We start from the raw sequence: 18913 nt of genomic DNA, 5'->3' as shown, positions 1-18913 counted from the left end.
GGGATAACTTTGCCTGTAGATAACTGGCTAAATCGGTCGAAGCCATACAAGACATAGGATTGGCAAAAATGGTTATTCACAATCGACCGATTAGCGGTTTTTGACAAGAATTGAGTCAAGCATTTTTTTGATTTTTTGTTCTCAATTTTTGCGTGCGGATTTTCAGTGTTACGACAAGGATTTGGAAAAGGCCTTTTCCGGTTTTTTTGGCCTGAGAGTTTGAACGACTCGGTCTGTCATTGGTTTCAAGCGCATATCAATTTATTCTCTTTTACGATCTTGATATGAGATCTTCACTGCACCAAGTTAGCACGCAGATAGCGTGCTTTTGGTGCTAATGGGATTTTGGCTAGCGCTTTTATGGAAATAGTCGGGAGGTTTTTCGTTAGGGGCTATCTATAGGTCTTTGTAATATATGGATTTGCATTCATTATCATCGTAATCGTTATGTGCGTTGGTAGAAAACTTGCTGTAAAATAAGCATCTTGGTTGATACGTATGATCTTGGCGTTCGTAAGATTAACGCGAGATAGTTTAAAACCGGATGAAAAATGTGATTTTTTTAACAGTTTTAAATCAGTACACTTATTGATGTTTCATTGGGGAATATAGCGGGTCACATTAATGTTATTGAAAGAATTCACGCACGAACCCAAATCTGTCGCCATTATTGGCGGTGGTGTGGCAGGCGCAACGGCGGCTGTCCATCTGGCTGAGCTTGGCTTAAAGGTGACTTTGATCGAGCGCGGTGAAGGGCTTGTGAATGGACCGCCTATTTGTCACTTGCATGCTGGGGGAAACCTATATCGTGAAATCTCGACCCAGCAGTGCATTGAGCTTCTTAAACAGTCGATTGATACTGTTAGACTGTACCCGCACTCTCTTAACGTTCGTCCAACGGTCATAGCGGTGCCGCAGTCGGATGCGGGAAACCCTGACGATCTCTTACCCCGGTTGGAAATCATCAAACAGTGTTATCAAGAATTTGTCGAAACGGATTCGGCGAATAAGGTATTGGGTGAACCGGGAGACTATTATCAGCTGTTTTCAAAGCAGCAGCTCGAAGCGTTGGCGAATAAGATCCAGCCAAGTCATCCCAACACGATAGAACACTGGTTAATACCATTTGCAAAGCACAGTGACCTCGATGCGTTAAAATATCCGGTGATTGCGGTTCAAGAGTATGGTTGGAGCGTATTTCGTCTAGCCTCAAGCGCGGACTTAGTGCTTGAACAGTTACCCAATAGTCAAACTTTGACCCAAACAGAGGTCTATGCATTGGAACGTGCAGGGGAACAATGGGTAGTTGGGTGCCGACGTCAAGATGACAGTCGCTTTGAAGTTCATGCCGATTACCTGATCAATGCCTGTGGCTATGAGACGGGTATGATTGACGACCTCGTCTCTGAGCATCGTACTCGCCTCGTCGAATTTAAAGCGGCCTATGTGACGCACTGGGATTGCAATGAGCAGTGGCCGGAAGTCATTTTTCATGGCCCAAGAGGGACTGAGCAGGGCATGGCTCAGCTAACGCCATACCCAAATGGTGTATTTCAGCTGCATGGCATGACCAAAGATATTACGTTATTTAATAATGGCCTCGTTGGTTCGACGCCCGAATCCTCTCAACCTAAGTTACCTTCCGAGTTGGAAAGTAAAATTAAGCAAGGGTGGCTTGAATCTGAGCGCATTGAACGCACGCATAAAGCGATCAAACACATGAGCCAGTTTATTCCTCAGTACCAAACTGCTACTGAGTTAGGAAAGCCGCTGTTTGGCGCCCAGCAGATCCCAGGTGAAGATGACACACTACGAGCTGCAGACGTGACATTTGCCGGAGACAATTACGCGAGGGTGGAAATTGTCAAAGGTTCTTCGGCATTAGAAGCGGCACGTAAGATTGTTGAGCAGTGGGCTTTATATGAATACGACGGTCAGTCAATAGAAGTGCTTCATCCACAGAGTATGATGTTATCGGCGCAAGCCGTTGAAACACGCGCCGAGCAAATGGCAGTGGCTCGAGAATATCCGATCGAGTTAGCGCAGTATTTTGGTCAATAACATACGATATTGCGAAATAGCATCAAATTATTCTAGCAACAAAATTCTTCTTGCAAAAAGCGCTGAACTTCAGCGCTTTGTGTCGTTAAGCACACGACGCAGCTTATGGATAATATCTACAGCGTGTTGACTGTCGCCATGGACACAGATGGTGTCGGCTTCTAAGGCAAGATCGGAATTGTCGATGGCTTTTAAAATACCGAAATGAGCGAGCAGGTAAGCTTGGTTGAGAATATCATCTTCATCAGTAATGATTGAGGCGGCTTCGCTGCGAGAGACTAACTGACCATTAGGTGAGTATGCTCGGTCGATGTATGCTTCAAATAGCAGTGGTAACTCGTAGTGATCAGCGATGTCTAATACCATTTGATTGTCTGGTTGTGCTAAGACCATTAAAGGGACATTAAAACAGGAAACGGCATCAGCGATAGCTTCAAACACATTCATATCGCTCATCATATCGTTATAAAGTGCACCATGGGGTTTGACGTATTCTAATTGTGTATTTTGACTCTCACACATTGCGTTCAACGCGCCAACTTGATAAATAACCATTTGAGTGATTTCTTCAACGTTCATCGCCATATGACGTCGCCCAAATCCCTGCATGTCAGGATAACTCGGATGAGCACCAATTTTTACGTTGTGCTGCATCGCCAGCCCGACGGTATAACTCATTATCATCGGATCCGAAGCATGGAAGCCACAAGCGATGTTCGCCATATCAATAGCAGGCATCACCTTGATATCGTTACCCATTGTCCAAGGGCCAAAGCTTTCACCCATATCGCAATTGATGGTAATTGTCCGTCGTGTCATCGTCTTGTCCCTAATTTGCGAAAATCATTAGTAAATTCAATAAATAGTGATCCAATTCATTGTTTAGGCTTAATCGCATTATCCACCCTTATCATTTCTATACATTTATATACCCAAATGAAATAATGCTTCATTATATGAATTTGGGTTCACTTAATGAAAAAGCGTCGTTATCTTTTACCATCTTTAGTTTTAGTCTGCGGAAATGTCTCTGCATCTGATGATATTCAACACCTTATGTCGATGTCACTCGAAGAGCTTTCAATGCTGCAAACTGAGATGCAAACGGCGTTTCGTTCTAGCCACAAACTAACGGATACTCCTTCCTCAGTTTATGTACTAGGTTCAGAAAGAATCAAGCGCAGTGGCGCACGCTCTATAGCAGAAGTGCTGGCATTGGTTCCAGGTATTACAGTTACTAATGTGTCTAATACCCAGCAAGTTGCGTCAATTCGTGGCTTTCACGACGGTTTGTATAACAAAATGTTGGTACTGCTTGATGGGCGCAGCCTGAATAACTCAGTATATGGTGGTATTTACTGGCCAAGTGTGGATTACAATTTGGCCGATATCGAACGTATTGAAGTGCTACGCGGCCCTGGAGGGACGATGTGGGGAGGCAATGCACTCAATGGTGTGATTAATATCATTACCAAATCGGCTAAGCAAACGCAGTTCTCGATGTTAAATGGCACCTTTGATGAACACGGTGACTATATTGCAAGCGGTCGAACTGGCCTTAAGTTAGGTGATGATATGTATGCACGTGCCTTTTATAAACGGCGTGATGAGGAAAACCATCATTCAGGGCGTTATCAGAATCGTTGGCTGCGTCAAACCGCGGGCATGGTGGTTGAGTCTTACGAAGGCGATGATAAATGGACGCTGCGCTTGGGAGGGCATCGTAGCCAATATCGAATCAATCACTCTAATTATAGGATTGATCGTATTGTTGGTGCTGTCGATGACATCAGTGAGCAGGCGACGACCATTGATAGCCATGGTGAATACCTTCATTTCGATTTTGATCAAACCATTAACAGTGAGTGGCAAGCGAAATATGCGGCTTGGTACCAGCACAGTCGAGACCAACGGTTTGATGCTCCAGCCGAATACTCGGATGTGAATCTCGAGGCTAATTTTAATTACGGATTAAGTGACCGCGTCACATTTTCATTTGGTGGAGGGGTTCGGCGCTATGATATCGATTTTTCGACAACCCACTCGCCGGAATCGCAGTACATATATCCGTATATCCTGCGTACTTATGATGTGAATAAAGTGGATGATGTGATCAGTAATGGCTATGTTCAGGGAAATTGGCACCTTACAGAGCAGTGGTCGTTATGGGCTGGCGTTAAAGCCGAATACTTTAGTGCGACTGGAGATACGGAATTTTCGCCACAGCTTCGCGCGTTGTACCATTTCGATGATGGGCGGAATACGCTTTGGGCAGGGGTAGCTCGCGCGGTAAGCGCGCCTTCGTACCTTAATCGTAACAGCGATTATTACTTGACGATTGATGACCCCCAACAGAATCGAACTGTATTTGTTAAACGCGATTCAAACCCCAATATGGATATAGAAAGTGTGATTACCAGCGAAGTCGGGCATCGTTTCGTGGGGGAAAACATTGAACTGGATACAACGTTATTTTTCAGTGAGCACCATAATGTTCGCGGGTCCCAGTATAAAGGCGCAATTGAAGGCGTAAACAACAGTTATCAGTTTCAAATCAGTGATGACTACAATATGAAATCTTATGGCGTTGAAGTTGCTGCGAGGTGGCAATTCAGTTCCACATACGATATTTATGCGAGTTATAGCTATTTGCATACGGACTACTACTTGCAAATGGACACAATGCAGCAAGTGCAAACCACGGATGCATTTTCTATTGAAAATCAACATAATATTAGCCTGCAAAGCCTGTGGGATATCAATGAGCAGTGGAGCTTCGATGTAACTGCGATGGCTCAATTACTGGAGTATCCCCCAGATTCAAACTACTCCATTCCAGATTATTTAAGTTGGGATGCGCGATTGGCGTGGCAATATAATACTCATTGGCCAATGGTCGAGTGGATTATCAAAGATATAGGTCGGCATGGATATTATCAAAATACCCTTCAACAATACCCAAGTGAGCAACAAAGTTATCTAAGGATTTCGTATGTTTTTTAAAACGCTTGGCTTACTGTTTTGGTCAACGTTATTTTCTTATTCTGTGTCGGCAGCCTATACCCCTGAGCAGGTAAAGGCCGTTTATCTGTTTCGTATTGCCAATTTTATCTATTGGAAACACGAACCTCAGATGAAATCAGTAGAGTTTTGCCTGCCAGATAGTCCGGAAGTTAAGAAAATTTTACAATCAATTGTCACGAATAAGACCGTGCGCCATCTTCCATTACATATCGCTGATAGTGACTGTGATATCTTGTTTGTGACTAAACAGGAGAATCTTCACTACGTTGAAGCCGCAGGAGCGAATACGGTCACAATAGGGGATCTCGAACAATTCACACGATATGGTGGAGTGATAGAGTTGTATAACGAAGATGGACGAATCAAACCCAAAATTAACCTAGACAATATAGGTGACTACTCTGTTTCATCAAATTTACTGCGTATCGCGAAAATCGAGGGCAATAAATGATGAGGTCTGTAGGTTCAATATCGCTAAAAACAAAGTTGATGCTGCCGATCATCTTTTTTACGACGTTGATCTTTGTTGTTTCGCAGTTGTATAGCTTTTTCTTGGCCTATGAAACGCAAAAAGAAAACCTACTAGGGCGAGTTTCCGTTTTAGCTAACGGCGTTGCCTATAACCTGCAAGCAGCAATTATTTTTAATGACAGTCTGGCGGCCAACGAAGTGTTATCGGCCTTTTCAGCAGATGAAGAAATTTCGCGCGTTAAGCTCTATACCAAAGAAGGGCAGTTATTTGCAATGTATGAGCGTGAAGGAGCGAACGCGCCCATTCCTACCGTCAGGCAACAAGAGCAGATGGAGTCGCAGCAATACGCTTTTGCCGATAAGCACATATTCCTTAATATTCCGGTTAAAGTTGAAGATGATGTTATCGCCAAGCTGAGAGTCACTATCTCCAAATCCTCATTAACTCAGCTTTACGAAAAAGCGCTCAATAATGCGTTGATTTACTTTTCGCTGTTAGTGGTTGCGGCCACCATTTTGTATTTAACAATACAAAAATTCATCATTGTCCCGGTATTTTCCCTTAACCAAGGGATGCGCAGCTTCATTAGTCATAACCAGCAGATGAAAATTAAGCCGGCAGCCTACGATGAAATCGGTGATTTGGTGGATGCATTTAATACCATGATTGAACGTTTGCGGCTTCGTGATAAGCAGGTTTCGTACACCCTAGATAAACTTGAAGAAGAAAAAGCCTTTGCGAATGAAGTGGTAGAAACGGTGCAACACGCGCTTATCGTTGTCGATAATGAAGGTGCGATGGTGCACTTTAATGTCGCGGCTTGTGATATTTTCAAATGTACGAAAGCGTATCTGAAAAGCTCAAAAATCACCGATATCATTCGTACGGATGACGAGCTGTTTCACCAAGCATTTCGCAATAATTCCGAATTCTTCGACCGCAAACTGTGGATTAAAGACGCGTTTAATTGCCCTCAATTATTAGAAATTACCAGTACAACGTTATCAAAAGCGGGTCAAACTCTGTTTGCTATCCAAGATATCACTGAGTTTGAAGCCGCCCAAGGGCGTCAACGGTTGGCGGCAGGCGTATTTGAAAATAGTCATGATGGCCTAATGGTTATAGACCATAAAGGTTACATCACGATGGTCAACCCGGCTGTGACGACACTACTGGGTTACTCACAAGAGTTGTTACTCGATAATCAACCACAAGATATTCTTGATTGGAAGCAATTCTCCTCTTTGATGCCGGCAATTAAAAATAGTGTGTTCAAGTTCAATCAGTGGCAGGGAGAGATCTGGGAGAAACATCTTGATGGCCACATGGTGCCAATGTTTGTCAAAGTGAGTTGTATACAGAAGCAAGATGGTGAGCCCGGTTATGACCTGGTGTTTATTCTGTCTGATCTATCCAACAAGAAAGAAATGGAAAGGCTAGACTATCTTGCCCATCATGATTCGTTGACTGGACTTGCAAACCGAGCGAAGTTATATCGTATCTTGGATGATATGTTGGAGACTGACGCCTACCTCAATGGTGCCGCACTGCTGTACATTGATTTAGATGGTTTTAAAGAGGTGAACGATACCTATGGTCATGACGCCGGTGATGAAGTGTTAAAACAAGTGGCGGAGAGACTGCTATCACAGGTGCGCTCGATTGATTTAGTGGCTCGCCTTTCTGGTGATGAATTCGTTGTTTTAATTCGATCGTCAGAGCCGGGTGATGCAGAACTTCTTGGTAACCGATTGATAAACCTCATTAATCAAGATGTCGTTTACAAAGGACGCATTCTCAATGTTGGTGCGAGTGTTGGGGTTCATCCGATCATCCACAAGCAAGAATCGCTTGATACCATCTTAAAATCGGCAGACACGGCAATGTATAAGGCCAAAAGTTCTGGCAAAGGACGAGTGGTTGTCACATAAACACTTGGCTCGTTGTCTCAAAAGTTATCCTATATTTTTATATTGCAACTCAGTAGCATAGATATAAATTTATCGTTAAAGGTTAGAAATGATGAACGTTTTAGTGACTGGCGGCATGGGTTACATCGGTAGCCACACTTGTATCCAAATGATTGATGCGGGAATGAATCCTGTGATTTTGGATAACCTCTACAACAGTAAAAATACAGTACTCGAACGTATTGAAAAAGTGTCTGGCGTGAAGCCAACGTTCATTGAAGGTGATGTACGCAATAAATCACTTGTTGTTGATGTGTTGAAAGCACACAACATTGACGCAGTTATTCACTTTGCTGGGCTGAAAGCAGTTGGCGAATCGGTGCAAAAACCGCTTGAATACTATGACAACAATGTAAATGGCACATTGGTTTTAGTTGATGCAATGCGTGATTGTGATGTCAAAACCTTAGTATTTAGTTCGTCAGCGACGGTATATGGTGATCCAGCATCGGTGCCGATTACGGAAGATTTTCCGACCAGCGCAACCAACCCATATGGGCGTAGTAAGTTGATGGTCGAAGAGTGCTTAACGGATTTCCAAAAAGCCAATCCAGATTGGAGTATTACGCTACTTCGCTACTTCAATCCTGTTGGTTCTCATCCTACAGGCGAGTTGGGTGAAGATCCTCAAGGGATTCCAAACAACCTAATGCCATTTGTATCGCAAGTGGCCGTTGGACGACGTGAATTTCTATCGGTCTTTGGTCACGATTACCCAACCAAAGACGGCACGGGTGTCCGTGATTATATTCACGTGATGGACTTGTCAGATGGACACGTTGCTGCGCTGCAAAAAGTGGGCAGTAAACAAGGGCTACATGTCTATAACCTAGGCACTGGCAATGGCTACAGCGTGTTGGATATGGTTAAGGCATTTGAAGCCGCGAGTGGTAAAGAGGTGCCTTATCAATTAGTGGACCGACGCCCTGGCGATATCGCTGAATGTTGGGCTGATCCGGCTAAAGCAACAAAAGAGTTGGGTTGGCAGGCCATTCGTACGCTCGAAGAAATGACCGCAGATACCTGGCGTTGGCAATCAAAAAATCCACAAGGTTATCCTGAGTCGTAATTATTACGATACTTAGAAGTAAAAAAGCAGCCATTATTGAATGGCTGCTTTTTTATTGGTTAAATTCCTTCGCTAAATATCACATTTTAGTGCTAGATTCCAAGGCGTATTCTATATTCATATTATGTTAGACCTAGCTTATTCGATATTTTTAAACTCTATAAACAGCCAGTTAGAGCTAAGAGTAGAAGGTTAGTCAGCCTCATCGAATAACTTTTGTCATACCTGGAGCAGTAACAAGTGATGTCAGATCGCTCGGTTATTGCGATACCTAAAGGATATCAATAGTTATGAGTATAAATCGTAAGTTTATCGTTGCTATATCAGCGTTAATCTTGGTAATGGCCATTGCGCTCGCATCCATTCAAGTTTCCTCACAAATCACTCAGATCAATCATCAAGTCACAGAACAAAGTGATGATGCCGCTCACGATGTCATTAGGCTGCTCAATGTGACCAACAGCATTATGTTGGAGCGAGTAAAAAGCAGTATGAAATTGCTCAAAGAAAGGGGGCTTGCTATTGGTAATCCGACGTTAGGTGAGCGTGTGGATGTGGGGAGCAGTTCAGCGCCGAACCTAATTTTGGGCGATAAGCCTCAAGCCAATCAATTTGAGCTGGTGGATAATCTAACGAAACTTGCAGGTGGCACGGCAACGCTGTTTAGCCGGGATAATAGCGACTACATACGTGTCTCGACCAATGTAAAACGTAATGGCCAGCGGGCGATAGGCACTAAGCTTGCGCCTAATGGCAAAGCGATGAAGGCGATCCAGCAAGGTAACGCCTATTATGGCGAAGTTGATATTCTTGGAAATCCTTATTTAGCGGGCTATGAGCCGATTCAGGGTGATAATGGGACGGTTGGTATCTGGTATGTGGGTTACTCAGCGGATCTGAGTGAACTGAATGATGCCGTCTCGAATGCCAGAATTTTGGACAATGGGTTTGTGGCTTTGCTCGATGGCAAAGACCAATTGCGCATGCACTCGACGAATATCGAACGTTCTGCGGTTGAAAATGCCATGACCAGCGATGAATGGGACATAATTAAAACGCCATATGAAGCATGGGGTTACACAGTAGTTGTTGGTGTTTCTAAGCAAGAAGTTAGCGACTTGGTGTTTGGGGCGGCATTAAAAAGCATTAGTTTTGTCATTGGCATGGGCGCAGTTATCCTTTTGGCCATCTCTTTATTGATCAAAGTGCTCGTGGGGCGTCCTCTGGAGACTTATGTCAAAGCGATTACCGATATTGCAGAGGGTGAAGGCGATTTAACTCAGCGATTTACGCAAAAGTCGAATGATGAACTCGGACAAATGGCTTCTGGGTTTAACCGGCTGCTCGATCGCCTTCACGAGACGATTAAACAAGCGAAAATCTCTGCAGAGAATGTTTCCGTCGCGGCAAACGCGCTGTCCAGTTTAGCGACCAATTCGAGTCATTCAGCGAAAGAACAGAGCTTAAAAACCGAGCAAGTTGCCTCTGCGACACATGAGATGTCAGTGTCAGCGCAAGAAGTCTCGCGTAACACAGCGGAGGCAGAGTCCTACAGCCATGAAGCCAATGAACAAGTAACCAAAGTGGGGACAACACTGAACATCACCATTACCAATATCGAGCAGCAAGCGACGACCATCGAAACATCAAGTACAGTCGTACAGGAACTGGTTGACGCGAGCTCGAGTATTAGCAGCGTCCTTGAGGTGATCAGTGACATTGCCGACCAAACAAACTTGTTGGCATTGAATGCAGCGATTGAAGCGGCTCGAGCTGGAGAGCAGGGGCGTGGCTTTGCGGTGGTGGCCGATGAAGTTCGTTCATTGGCAAGCCGTACTCAGGTTTCTACCGAAGAAATTCGTAAAACGGTCGCGCGTTTGCAAAGTAGCGGGAAGGAAGCCTCTAAACAGATGGATGAAAACCGTAAAGTGGCCCTTAATAACCTGGAACATGCCAAGGTAGCGGGTGAGGCGTTGAAAGATGTGTTGGCGGCTGTTCAGAATATATCTCATCGCAATACCGATATTTCCAGCGCTGCAGCTCAGCAGCATCAAGCGTGTTCTGAGGTGAGTGAAAGTATTGAAGGAATCAAAGATATTGGCTCTCAGAATACCAATTACGCTCAGGAAACATATGATGCGTGCTATAAACTAAGCTCCATGGCGCAAGAGCTATCTGATAAATTGTCGCATTATAAAATTTAAGGCATTTATAACGTAAAAGGCGGCTGTGAATAACAGCCGCTTTTTTATGCTAACGGGCAACTTTACTTTATTAGGGCTGTTTGTCTTTAGTTAAAGATAAAAGCCACACCGAGACAATCGCCACGCCGAGAAATCCACCAAGAATGATCACTGGCATCGCACTGTAACCTAAAATATGCCAGATGACAGACTCTAATGTACTCATAGTAATGCTCCTTATTGCCAGCCTTCAACGCCATGCATGTCAGGTAAGTTATGTGCAATTCCTTTGTGGCAGTCGACACATGTTTTATCTCCAGAGGCTAGAGCTGTGGAGTGTTGCCGAGCACTGCGAGTCGCTTGCTCTGAAAAATCCATGTACTCAAATTCATGACAGTTGCGACACTCAAGTGAGTCATTTTTTTTCAATCTAGCCCATTCCCGCTCAGCTAAGTGCGAACGACGCGCCTGAAATTTTTCTGGCGTATCGATAGTTCCCATAAAATGGAACAACAATTCTTTTGACGCTTGTACTTTACGTACAATCTTATCTGTCCATTCATGCGGAACATGGCAATCTGAGCATATCGCTCGAACGCCTGAGCGGTTAGAGTAGTGAATGGTTTCCTGAATTTCAGCTACGATGGGTGCATGACACCCAGAGCAAAATTCTTCAGTGTTGGTGGCTTCCATTCCAGTGTTAAATGCGCCCCAAAAAAGAAGACCACCTGCAAAGCCCATGAAAAGTACTAAGCCGACGGCGGCTTTACTTGGGCTTGTTAATCGTTTCCAAAACGCTTTGAGTAATTTCATAATTCGCCTCTATTTAATATCTAAGCGCTTGACTAACGTAGTGAATCAACACTTTCGTATTCGTTTTCAACTAATGGCTTTGCATCGGCCTGAGGCACGTGGCATTGCAAGCAAAAGTAACGACGAGGGGAGACGTCGGCAAGAACCGCATCTTGACGGTTGATAAAGTGCGTTACACTGATTTTGGTGGCGCCCATCTGCTTGGCGTTTTTCCAGCTGTGACATGAAAGGCATTTGTTGGCATTCAATGACACTTCATAGTTACGGATGTTGTGAGGGATAAGAGGAGGCTGATAGACAAAATCACTATCAAGAGCCTGCTCGCGTGGGTATTTTTTCATATTGTCGCTAGCGCGCGTGTCCTCGATAGGCGTTGTGCCTCGCAATGATTCAAGGCCACCAACACCACCAGGATTGTCAAGCTCTGCTTGAGCGAGCCCCGTCACCAGCGCACCGATTGATAGTAATGCAACGAGCAATTTTTTCATGAGTAAATTCTCCGCCGTCATGGCTTAATTCGTTCACAGGGCAATCGATGAGATTGCCCATTAATACAGTGATAACTAGGCCTGATTTACCTTAGTGATTTTTACCGGGCACTTCTTGAAGTCGGTTTGCTTAGACAGTGGATCCGTTGCATCGAGAATCAGCTTGTTGATCAAAATACGAGCATCAAAGAAGGGAACAAATACCAAACCTTTTGGCGGTTTGTTGCGCCCACGTGTTTCTACACGCGCTCGTACTTCGCCGCGTCTATTGGCGATAACGATTTCATCGCCGCGACGTAATCCTCGTGATTTGGCATCCTCGTGATGCATAAAGCACACGGCATCTGAGAATGCTTTATACAGTTCAGGAACACGTCGAGTCATGGTGCCTGTGTGCCAGTGTTCAAGTACGCGTCCGGTGCAGAGCCATAGATCAAACTCTTCATCCGGGGACTCTGGTGGGGCTTCATACGGTGCGGAGATAATCCATGCTTTACCATCGGGCTTACCGTAAAAGTCCCATCCTGATCCTTTCTTAGCGTAAGGGTCGCTGCCTTCTTTATAACGCCAAAGTGTTTCTTTACCGTCGACAACGGGCCAGCGTAACCCTCGCACTTGGTGATAGGTATCATAGGGGGCGAGGTCATGACCATGACCTCGACCAAAGCTGGCGTATTCTTCAAACAAGCCTTTGTGGACATAGAAACCAAAGTGATGAGCATCATCATTGAGCTCACGAGCTTGTTCCAATGGGAACTGGTCAACTTGTCCATTTCGATACAGCACGTCATAAACCGTTTTGCCACGATATTCTGGCATTTGGGCAATCAACTCTTCAGGCCAAACTTCTTCTACTTTAAAGCGCTTAGCAAACTCCATAAGCTGCCAAAGATCGGATTTTGCGTCGCCAACAGTACCAACTTGTTGGTACCAAGCCTGGGTACGACGCTCTGCGTTGCCGTAAGCCCCTTCTTTTTCTACCCACATTGCGGTGGGAAGAATTAGATCCGCGGCTTGAGCGGTGACTGTTGGGTAAGGATCGGATACTGTGATGAAGTTTTCAGGACGGCGGTAGCCTGGCAAACGCTCAGTGTTGATGTTTGGACCTGCTTGCATGTTGTTATTACATTGCACCCAGTAGCAATTAAGGACGCCATCATTGAGCATACGATCTTGAAGTACCGCGTGGAATCCGGGTTTGGGAGGAATTGTGCCTTCTGGCAATTTCCAAATTTGTTCGGCGATCGCACGGTGTTTTGGATTGGCAACCACCATATCTGCTGGAAGACGATGAGCAAAGGTACCCACTTCACGGGCCGTTCCGCAAGCGGATGGCTGGCCGGTCAATGAAAATGGACTGTTACCTGGTGTCGCAATCTTACCGGTCAGCAAATGCAGGTTATACACCAAACTTTGCATCCATACGCCGCGCGTATGCTGGTTCATTCCCATGGTCCAAAGTGACATCACTTTGGTATTTGGGTCGGCATATTGTTTCGCAAGCGTGATCAGTTTCTCTTCTGAAACCCCGGATAATTCAGAGGCTTTTTCAACAGTATATTCTGCGACTGAGGCTTTATAAGCCTCAAAATCGATCGCATCCATTTTGCCAGAATTGGCATTTTTCGCTGCTTGTTGCAGTGGATGTTCGTCACGCAATCCATAGCCAATATCAGTGATCGCTTGTTTAAACTGTGTATGTTTATTAACGAAATCCCAATTGACCGCATCGTTTTGAATAATGTAGTTAGCAATAAAGTTCGCGATCGCAAGATCAGATTGAGGATGAAAAATGTACCCGTGATCTGCCAGTTCAAACGACCGATGGTAATAAGTTGAAAGGACGTTGACTTTAACATGAGGGTGGCTTAAACGGCGATCCGTTAAACGTGTCCATAGCACCGGGTGCATTTCGGCCATATTCGACCCCCAAAGCACAAATGCATCAGCGTTTTCGAGATCGTCATAACAGCCCATGGGTTCGTCGATACCAAATGTACGCATAAAACCAACCACGGCAGACGCCATGCAGTGGCGCGCGTTTGGATCAATGTTATTTGAACGAAAGCCGGCTTTCATTAGTTTAGAAGCCGCATAACCTTCCATAACCGTCCACTGGCCAGAACCAAACATACCGACGCTGGTCGGGCCTTTTTTGGCCAGTGAGGCTTTCCATTTTTCAGCCATGACATCAAAGGCTTTATCCCAAGAGACAGGTTGAAAATCGCCATCCTTGTGGTATTCACCATTTTTCATTCTTAGTAAAGGCTGAGTTAAACGGTCTTTGCCGTACATAATTTTTGATAGAAAGTAGCCTTTGATACAGTTTAGGCCTTTATTGACCGGAGCTTCAGGATCACCTTGTGTTGCGACAATCTTGCCATTTTGAGTACCAACGAGTACCGAACAACCGGTACCACAAAATCGGCAAGGTGCTTTGTCCCACGTTATTTTGGTTTGATCTGAGGTGGTAATTAAGTTTGCGGCACTGGCTGGCAGTGTTACGCCTGCAACGGCGGCGGCTGAGGCTGCTGCGTTTGCTTTTACAAACGCTCGTCTTGTCATTTTCATACATCGCCCTCAATATGCGAGTTAGTCGTTCCAGTGTTATTGTTATTTTCGTCGTCGAGTTCAGTCTCGATCTGGTGGTAAACCAACACCGTACTCAAGACGTTCGGAAAATTGTTAATTGCATCAATGGTATCGGTAATAAAACCCTGATTTTCTGTTTCCAATACCACAATGATCTTGCCTTCTGGGCTGTCACCGTAGATTTCGGCGTTCTCAAATTGGTCAATTTGCGCTTTTATTGATGTTAAGTGTTCAGGTAACACATGAACGACTAAACTAGAAATGTGCACTTCATTCAGTGACATAAAGTTCCCTCTATGGGTTGTGAACCAAAATCGCTGAGGTAGGGCAAGTGGAGACACATGCTCCACAACCCGTACACTGCTGGGTATTGATGGTCGGCTGAGCAACTTTGCCAACCATCAGCTGAAATTGAATTGCCATCACTTCGCAACTGTCTGAGCAACTTCGACAATCGATGTTGCTGAACGCGAGACATGCGTTGTTAATATTGGCCTTAGCTCCCCAGGGAAGCTGGCTTTGTTCAGCAAACAGTGGCTCTGGGCAAACTTCGGCGCACTGGTAGCAAAAGCTGCACTCATCAATCGAGAAATCGATGCGTGGAAAGCCACCATCGCTTTTTACGATGATTTGGGTGTCGCAATGCGCAATGCATTTACCACAGCGTGTGCATTGGTCAGTAAACTGTTCTGGTTGTTTCAACCAGGGAAGACGTGGCGATTTATCATCGGTTTGAGTTCGACTGAATAAGCGCCTTCTCTTAAAATCAATCACTTAACACCTAGTTTATGAGCTTTGTTTTATAAATTATGAGTAAAGCGTAGTTTAAAGTCGTTAATCTGTAAGGTGCTTTACCCATAGAGAAATTGTAGTTTTTGTCTCAATGGGATAAATACCCCCTTAGGGGTAATGAAAGGTCGAGTTGTTTTAGATCAATAAATGACTTGGTGAGTGATCACATATTGTTATTTGTCTGGGTTGGAAGTCGCAGCTGAGACGGCTTTTTCGCCTATAAGGAATAGATTTGCATACAAAAAATCAGTCAGTGACGAAAACAATCGCGTTATCACTGCTTTTTATTCTACTGTTTTCGGTAGCAACGACAGGCTTTGCTATTTTTACTTTGGCGTCGAGTTTGGATGATGCGGAAGCGGTAAATGTATCTGGCTCTATGCGTATGCAAAGTTACCGTTTGGCGTATGACATAAGGAGTGAGTTGCCTGACTATTTACCTCATGTAGAGATGTTTGAACAATCCATTTTTTCTCCATCAATGAAAGCACTGAATCATTGGTCGGTGCCCAGTGACATTACTGAGGACTATCAAAGCTTGATTAAGCGCTGGTTTGCGTTGAAATCGGTGATTTTAAGCGACAACCAAAAGCAATATTTGGCATTGGTTGAAGGATTTGTCGATCAAATAGACGACTTTGTTTTTAAATTGCAGCAATATTCAGAGTTAAAGTTGATCAAGCTTGCCTGGATTGGCGGGATAGGCCTTGGGGTTATCTTCTTGATTAGTGTGTTTGTGGTGCGATTTATACGCAAAGAGATTGTGAGTCCTCTCAATGCGTTGGTATTAGCCAGTGAACAGATTCAATCCCGCTCCTTTGATATTGAGCTGAGTGTGAATAGTCATAATGAGATGGGGATTTTAACACGTACGTTTAATAATATGGCGAGTGATCTTGGTAAGCTTTATCGAGGTTTGGAGCATGTGGTGAATGAGAAAACACAACGCCTACAAATCGCCAATCAGTCTCTTGAAGTGTTATACCGCTCATCACAACAACTCACCGCATCATTAATTACCGCTGAAAATTTTCAAGCGATTTTGGAAAATATGGTGAGTTTGGAAGGCATTAAAGCCGCAAGATTAAAAATTGCAACGCCAGAAGAACGTCCGTTGATTTTTACTCAAGGTGATATTCAGCCTAGTGATGAGATTCAATCCAAAGCATTGGTGTTAGACGATGTGCAACTTGGCACGTTATTTTGGAAACCAGGGTTACCTTGTCCCGATCCAGAGTTGATTGATAACTTTGTACAAATCCTTTCTAGAGCGATTTACTACAATCATGCCCAGCAACAGGCAAGTCAGCTGTTACTTATGGAGGAACGGACGACCATTGCTCGTGAGCTTCATGATTCGCTCGCCCAATCCTTATCATATTTGAAGATCCAAGTTGCGCTTTTGAAAAAACAGCTGTCGTCGTGTCCATCGACAGAGACGAGTGCGCAAACAGAGCAAGTCATTGCTGAGCTGGATACTGGCATATCATCGGCTTATATCCAATTGCGCGAATTATTGACGACCTTTCGATTGTCGTTAAAAGAGGGGAGTTTCGGCGCGGCGTTAAGTGAAATGGTTCAACAACTTGATCAGCGTTCATCCAGCGTTTCCATCGTATGCCAAAACCAGCTGTCTTCCATGGAGCTCGATGCCCATCAGCAAGTTCATTTACTGCAATTAATCCGTGAAGCAACGCTTAATGCCATTAAGCACGCCCAAGCGACCAAAATCGATATCAATTGCTATGAACAAGACGATCTGATCGTGATGTCAGTCAAAGATAATGGTATTGGTTTCGACGAGTTGGAGTTGAAACAGGATCATTATGGAATGAGCATTATGCAGGAGCGCGCCTCACGCTTAAATGGCCAGTTGAAGGTGACGTCCTCTGCTGATCATGGATGTGAAATCGTCTTAACCTATCCAAGAGTAAAGGAATAATATTTTGTCTATATGCCGTGTTCTATTAGTCGACGATCATCCTTTGATGCGTCGAGGATTGAATCAGTTATTAAGTTTCGAACAAGATTTTGAAGTCGTGGCCGATGTCAGTAATGGCAGCGATGCAGTGGCGAAAAATCATGAGTTATCACCAGACCTGATTCTGCTTGATCTCAATATGAAAGGAATGTCGGGTTTAGATACGCTGAATGCGCTACGAGCGGATGAGTGTGATGCCAAAATCGTTATTCTCACCGTATCGGACAGCCCTGCGGATATCGAAGCGATCATCAAAGCAGGTGCCGATGGATACCTACTAAAAGATACCGAACCGGATGAACTGATTCGGCTACTTCGTGGCTCATTACAGGGAGAGCAGGCCTATAGCCGTGAAGTCGCCCAATATATGCTGACACGTAGTCATCAACATGATGTGTTTGAAGAGCTTACAGAGCGTGAAAAGCAGATATTAAAAGAAGTGGCTCGAGGGTATCGTAATAAACAAATTGCGGATCGATTGTTTATCTCGGAGTCGACGGTGAAGGTTCATATGAAAAGCTTGCTCAAAAAGCTAAGAGTGCCATCAAGAACGGCCGCTACCGTGCTGTACTTGGCTCGCTACGGTGATGTTAAATAAAAAGCGCCTTGCTATGGCGCCTTTTCTGCCTTGATCCGCAGAGCTAACTTGCTTCTACAAAGATTTTCGATTGTAGCGCCTCTGGAACCCCAAGATAATAACCTTGGAACATATCGATATCTAATTCATGCATGGCATCATATTCATCCAAGGTTTCTATGCCTTCAATGACGGTCTGCGCGCCAACACGCTTAGCGAGACGAAGTCCATCAAGTAATCGAAACGGCTTACCGCACATGTACTCAGCCAGCAGGCTGCGATCCAACTTCATGATATGCGGCCTTAGCATTTCTACTCTTCGTTGATTCGATGCTTCACTGCCAAAGTCGTCAATCGCGATATTCACCCCGTACACGCTTAAGCGATTCATTCCCACTTGCAATAGTCGTTCGTCTTTAGCTTGGCTCTCAACGACCTCCATGACTAACTGATCACTTCTAAGATGCAAATTACGTAAACGTTGATACAAATGATCTTTATTTAAGCCGTTTGTTGCGTAATGTTCACCGACGGTTGGAAGCAGATTGAGAAACAATTTTAAATCACGAAATTTAGATAATGAGAAGTTACGTAGGTGGATAGCTTGGCTTAAACGCTCGACGTTTTGTTTGTCTTCTTCTTGAGTGGTTTTTGAATGGAAGAAATGATCGGGCTGAATAATCTGTCCTTCCAAATCAGTAATACGCACTAATGCTTCAGCACCAATGACATTGTCTAATTTATCAAAAATAGGTTGGAATACGCTGGTGAGTTTCCATTGCTTGTAATTGGCAATAAATTGCAGATTGCTATTAATATCAAGCCATTGTGTACATTGGCTGATGTCGTGTATCGCCATACTGAACCCACCTTAAACATTTGGTTGTTTAT

16 protein-coding genes are annotated in these 18913 nt (G+C 44.4%); 8 read left to right on the top strand and 8 right to left on the bottom strand.

Annotation, left to right across the window (positions count from 1 at the left end; translation table 11 throughout):
- The first annotated feature begins 624 nt into the window (after nt 1-624).
- Nucleotides 625-2061, top strand: coding sequence for an FAD-dependent oxidoreductase (locus tag ACFFUV_RS18030; protein ID WP_390195458.1), 1437 nt, complete (start codon nt 625-627; stop codon nt 2059-2061).
- A 69-nt stretch (nt 2062-2130) separates the two neighbouring features.
- Here ACFFUV_RS18030 and ACFFUV_RS18025 read toward each other — a convergent pair whose 3' ends face one another.
- Nucleotides 2131-2880 carry a 5-oxoprolinase subunit PxpA gene (locus tag ACFFUV_RS18025; RefSeq protein WP_390195455.1) on the bottom strand — a complete coding sequence of 250 codons (750 nt, stop codon included), beginning with the start codon at nt 2878-2880 and terminating at the stop codon, nt 2131-2133.
- Between the two features lie 156 nt (nt 2881-3036).
- Between ACFFUV_RS18025 and ACFFUV_RS18020 the strand changes: the two genes are divergently transcribed.
- The 5 genes from ACFFUV_RS18020 to ACFFUV_RS18000 all read left to right on the top strand — a co-directional run bounded on the left by ACFFUV_RS18020 (nt 3037) and on the right by ACFFUV_RS18000 (nt 10800).
- Nucleotides 3037-5064, top strand: coding sequence for a TonB-dependent receptor plug domain-containing protein (locus ACFFUV_RS18020; RefSeq protein WP_390195452.1), 2028 nt, complete (start codon nt 3037-3039; stop codon nt 5062-5064).
- Nucleotides 5054-5536 (top strand): YfiR family protein, encoded by a 483-nt coding sequence (locus ACFFUV_RS18015; RefSeq protein WP_390195449.1) that lies wholly within the window; start codon nt 5054-5056, stop codon nt 5534-5536. The genes ACFFUV_RS18020 and ACFFUV_RS18015 overlap by 11 nt, the downstream gene beginning before the upstream one ends.
- Nucleotides 5536-7488, top strand: coding sequence for a sensor domain-containing diguanylate cyclase (locus ACFFUV_RS18010; protein ID WP_390195554.1), 1953 nt, complete (start codon nt 5536-5538; stop codon nt 7486-7488). Before ACFFUV_RS18015 ends, ACFFUV_RS18010 begins: the two co-directional genes overlap by 1 nt.
- 91 nt (nt 7489-7579) lie before the next feature.
- The gene (galE, locus tag ACFFUV_RS18005; protein WP_390195550.1) at nt 7580-8596 is read left to right on the top strand and encodes a UDP-glucose 4-epimerase GalE; all 1017 of its coding nucleotides are present in this window, start codon (nt 7580-7582) and stop codon (nt 8594-8596) included.
- 290 nt (nt 8597-8886) lie between these two features.
- Nucleotides 8887-10800, top strand: a complete 1914-nt coding sequence (locus tag ACFFUV_RS18000; RefSeq protein WP_390195446.1) for a methyl-accepting chemotaxis protein — start codon at nt 8887-8889, stop codon at nt 10798-10800.
- 70 nt (nt 10801-10870) lie between these two features.
- On the opposite strand, the gene ACFFUV_RS17995 is transcribed toward ACFFUV_RS18000, so the two are convergent.
- The 6 genes from ACFFUV_RS17995 to napF form a co-directional block, all read right to left on the bottom strand.
- The gene (locus ACFFUV_RS17995) at nt 10871-11005 is read right to left on the bottom strand and encodes a TIGR02808 family protein (RefSeq protein WP_390195444.1); all 135 of its coding nucleotides are present in this window, start codon (nt 11003-11005) and stop codon (nt 10871-10873) included.
- Between the two features lie 11 nt (nt 11006-11016).
- Complete coding sequence (locus tag ACFFUV_RS17990) at nt 11017-11592, bottom strand: NapC/NirT family cytochrome c (protein ID WP_390195442.1); 576 nt, start codon at nt 11590-11592, stop codon at nt 11017-11019.
- Nucleotides 11593-11624: 32 nt separating this feature from the next.
- Nucleotides 11625-12080, bottom strand: a complete 456-nt coding sequence (locus tag ACFFUV_RS17985; RefSeq protein WP_390195440.1) for a nitrate reductase cytochrome c-type subunit — start codon at nt 12078-12080, stop codon at nt 11625-11627.
- A gap of 75 nt (nt 12081-12155) precedes the next feature.
- Nucleotides 12156-14651, bottom strand: coding sequence for a periplasmic nitrate reductase subunit alpha (gene napA, locus ACFFUV_RS17980; protein WP_390195438.1), 2496 nt, complete (start codon nt 14649-14651; stop codon nt 12156-12158).
- Nucleotides 14648-14956, bottom strand: a complete 309-nt coding sequence (locus ACFFUV_RS17975) for a chaperone NapD (RefSeq protein ID WP_390195435.1) — start codon at nt 14954-14956, stop codon at nt 14648-14650. The genes napA and ACFFUV_RS17975 overlap by 4 nt, the downstream gene beginning before the upstream one ends.
- A gap of 10 nt (nt 14957-14966) precedes the next feature.
- On the bottom strand, nt 14967-15446 hold the full coding sequence (gene napF, locus ACFFUV_RS17970; RefSeq protein ID WP_390195433.1) for a ferredoxin-type protein NapF: 480 nt from the start codon (nt 15444-15446) through the stop codon (nt 14967-14969).
- A 250-nt stretch (nt 15447-15696) separates the two neighbouring features.
- On the opposite strand from napF, the gene narQ reads away from it, so the two are divergent.
- Both narQ and ACFFUV_RS17960 read left to right on the top strand, forming a co-directional pair.
- Nucleotides 15697-17406: a nitrate/nitrite two-component system sensor histidine kinase NarQ gene (narQ, locus tag ACFFUV_RS17965; RefSeq protein ID WP_390195430.1), complete on the top strand. Its 1710-nt coding sequence runs from the start codon at nt 15697-15699 to the stop codon at nt 17404-17406.
- A 4-nt stretch (nt 17407-17410) separates the two neighbouring features.
- Complete coding sequence (locus ACFFUV_RS17960) at nt 17411-18043, top strand: response regulator (RefSeq protein WP_390195426.1); 633 nt, start codon at nt 17411-17413, stop codon at nt 18041-18043.
- A 43-nt stretch (nt 18044-18086) separates the two neighbouring features.
- Here ACFFUV_RS17960 and ACFFUV_RS17955 read toward each other — a convergent pair whose 3' ends face one another.
- Entirely contained in the window at nt 18087-18881 is a 795-nt protein-coding gene (locus ACFFUV_RS17955; RefSeq protein WP_390195423.1) for an EAL domain-containing protein, read from the bottom strand.
- Between the last annotated feature and the right edge of the window lie 32 nt (nt 18882-18913).

The sequence above is a fragment of the Vibrio olivae genome, assembly GCF_042428525.1.
In the GTDB taxonomy this organism is placed as follows: domain Bacteria; phylum Pseudomonadota; class Gammaproteobacteria; order Enterobacterales; family Vibrionaceae; genus Vibrio; species Vibrio olivae.
The sequence above is the reverse complement of the archived record's forward strand: the minus strand, read 5'-3'. Positions and strand labels throughout refer to the sequence as shown.

Bases quoted from the DNA above. Each gene is read 5' to 3' on its own strand.
- ACFFUV_RS18030 (WP_390195458.1), top strand. From the start codon at position 625: ATGTTATTGAAAGAATTCACGCACGAACCCAAATCTGTCGCCATTATT.
- ACFFUV_RS18025 (WP_390195455.1), bottom strand. From the start codon at position 2,880: ATGACACGACGGACAATTACCATCAATTGCGATATGGGTGAAAGCTTT.
- ACFFUV_RS18020 (WP_390195452.1), top strand. From the start codon at position 3,037: ATGAAAAAGCGTCGTTATCTTTTACCATCTTTAGTTTTAGTCTGCGGA.
- ACFFUV_RS18015 (WP_390195449.1), top strand. From the start codon at position 5,054: ATGTTTTTTAAAACGCTTGGCTTACTGTTTTGGTCAACGTTATTTTCT.
- ACFFUV_RS18010 (WP_390195554.1), top strand. From the start codon at position 5,536: ATGAGGTCTGTAGGTTCAATATCGCTAAAAACAAAGTTGATGCTGCCG.
- galE (WP_390195550.1), top strand. From the start codon at position 7,580: ATGAACGTTTTAGTGACTGGCGGCATGGGTTACATCGGTAGCCACACT.
- ACFFUV_RS18000 (WP_390195446.1), top strand. From the start codon at position 8,887: ATGAGTATAAATCGTAAGTTTATCGTTGCTATATCAGCGTTAATCTTG.
- ACFFUV_RS17995 (WP_390195444.1), bottom strand. From the start codon at position 11,005: ATGAGTACATTAGAGTCTGTCATCTGGCATATTTTAGGTTACAGTGCG.
- ACFFUV_RS17990 (WP_390195442.1), bottom strand. From the start codon at position 11,592: ATGAAATTACTCAAAGCGTTTTGGAAACGATTAACAAGCCCAAGTAAA.
- ACFFUV_RS17985 (WP_390195440.1), bottom strand. From the start codon at position 12,080: ATGAAAAAATTGCTCGTTGCATTACTATCAATCGGTGCGCTGGTGACG.
- napA (WP_390195438.1), bottom strand. From the start codon at position 14,651: ATGAAAATGACAAGACGAGCGTTTGTAAAAGCAAACGCAGCAGCCTCA.
- ACFFUV_RS17975 (WP_390195435.1), bottom strand. From the start codon at position 14,956: ATGTCACTGAATGAAGTGCACATTTCTAGTTTAGTCGTTCATGTGTTA.
- ACFFUV_RS17955 (WP_390195423.1), bottom strand. From the start codon at position 18,881: ATGGCGATACACGACATCAGCCAATGTACACAATGGCTTGATATTAAT.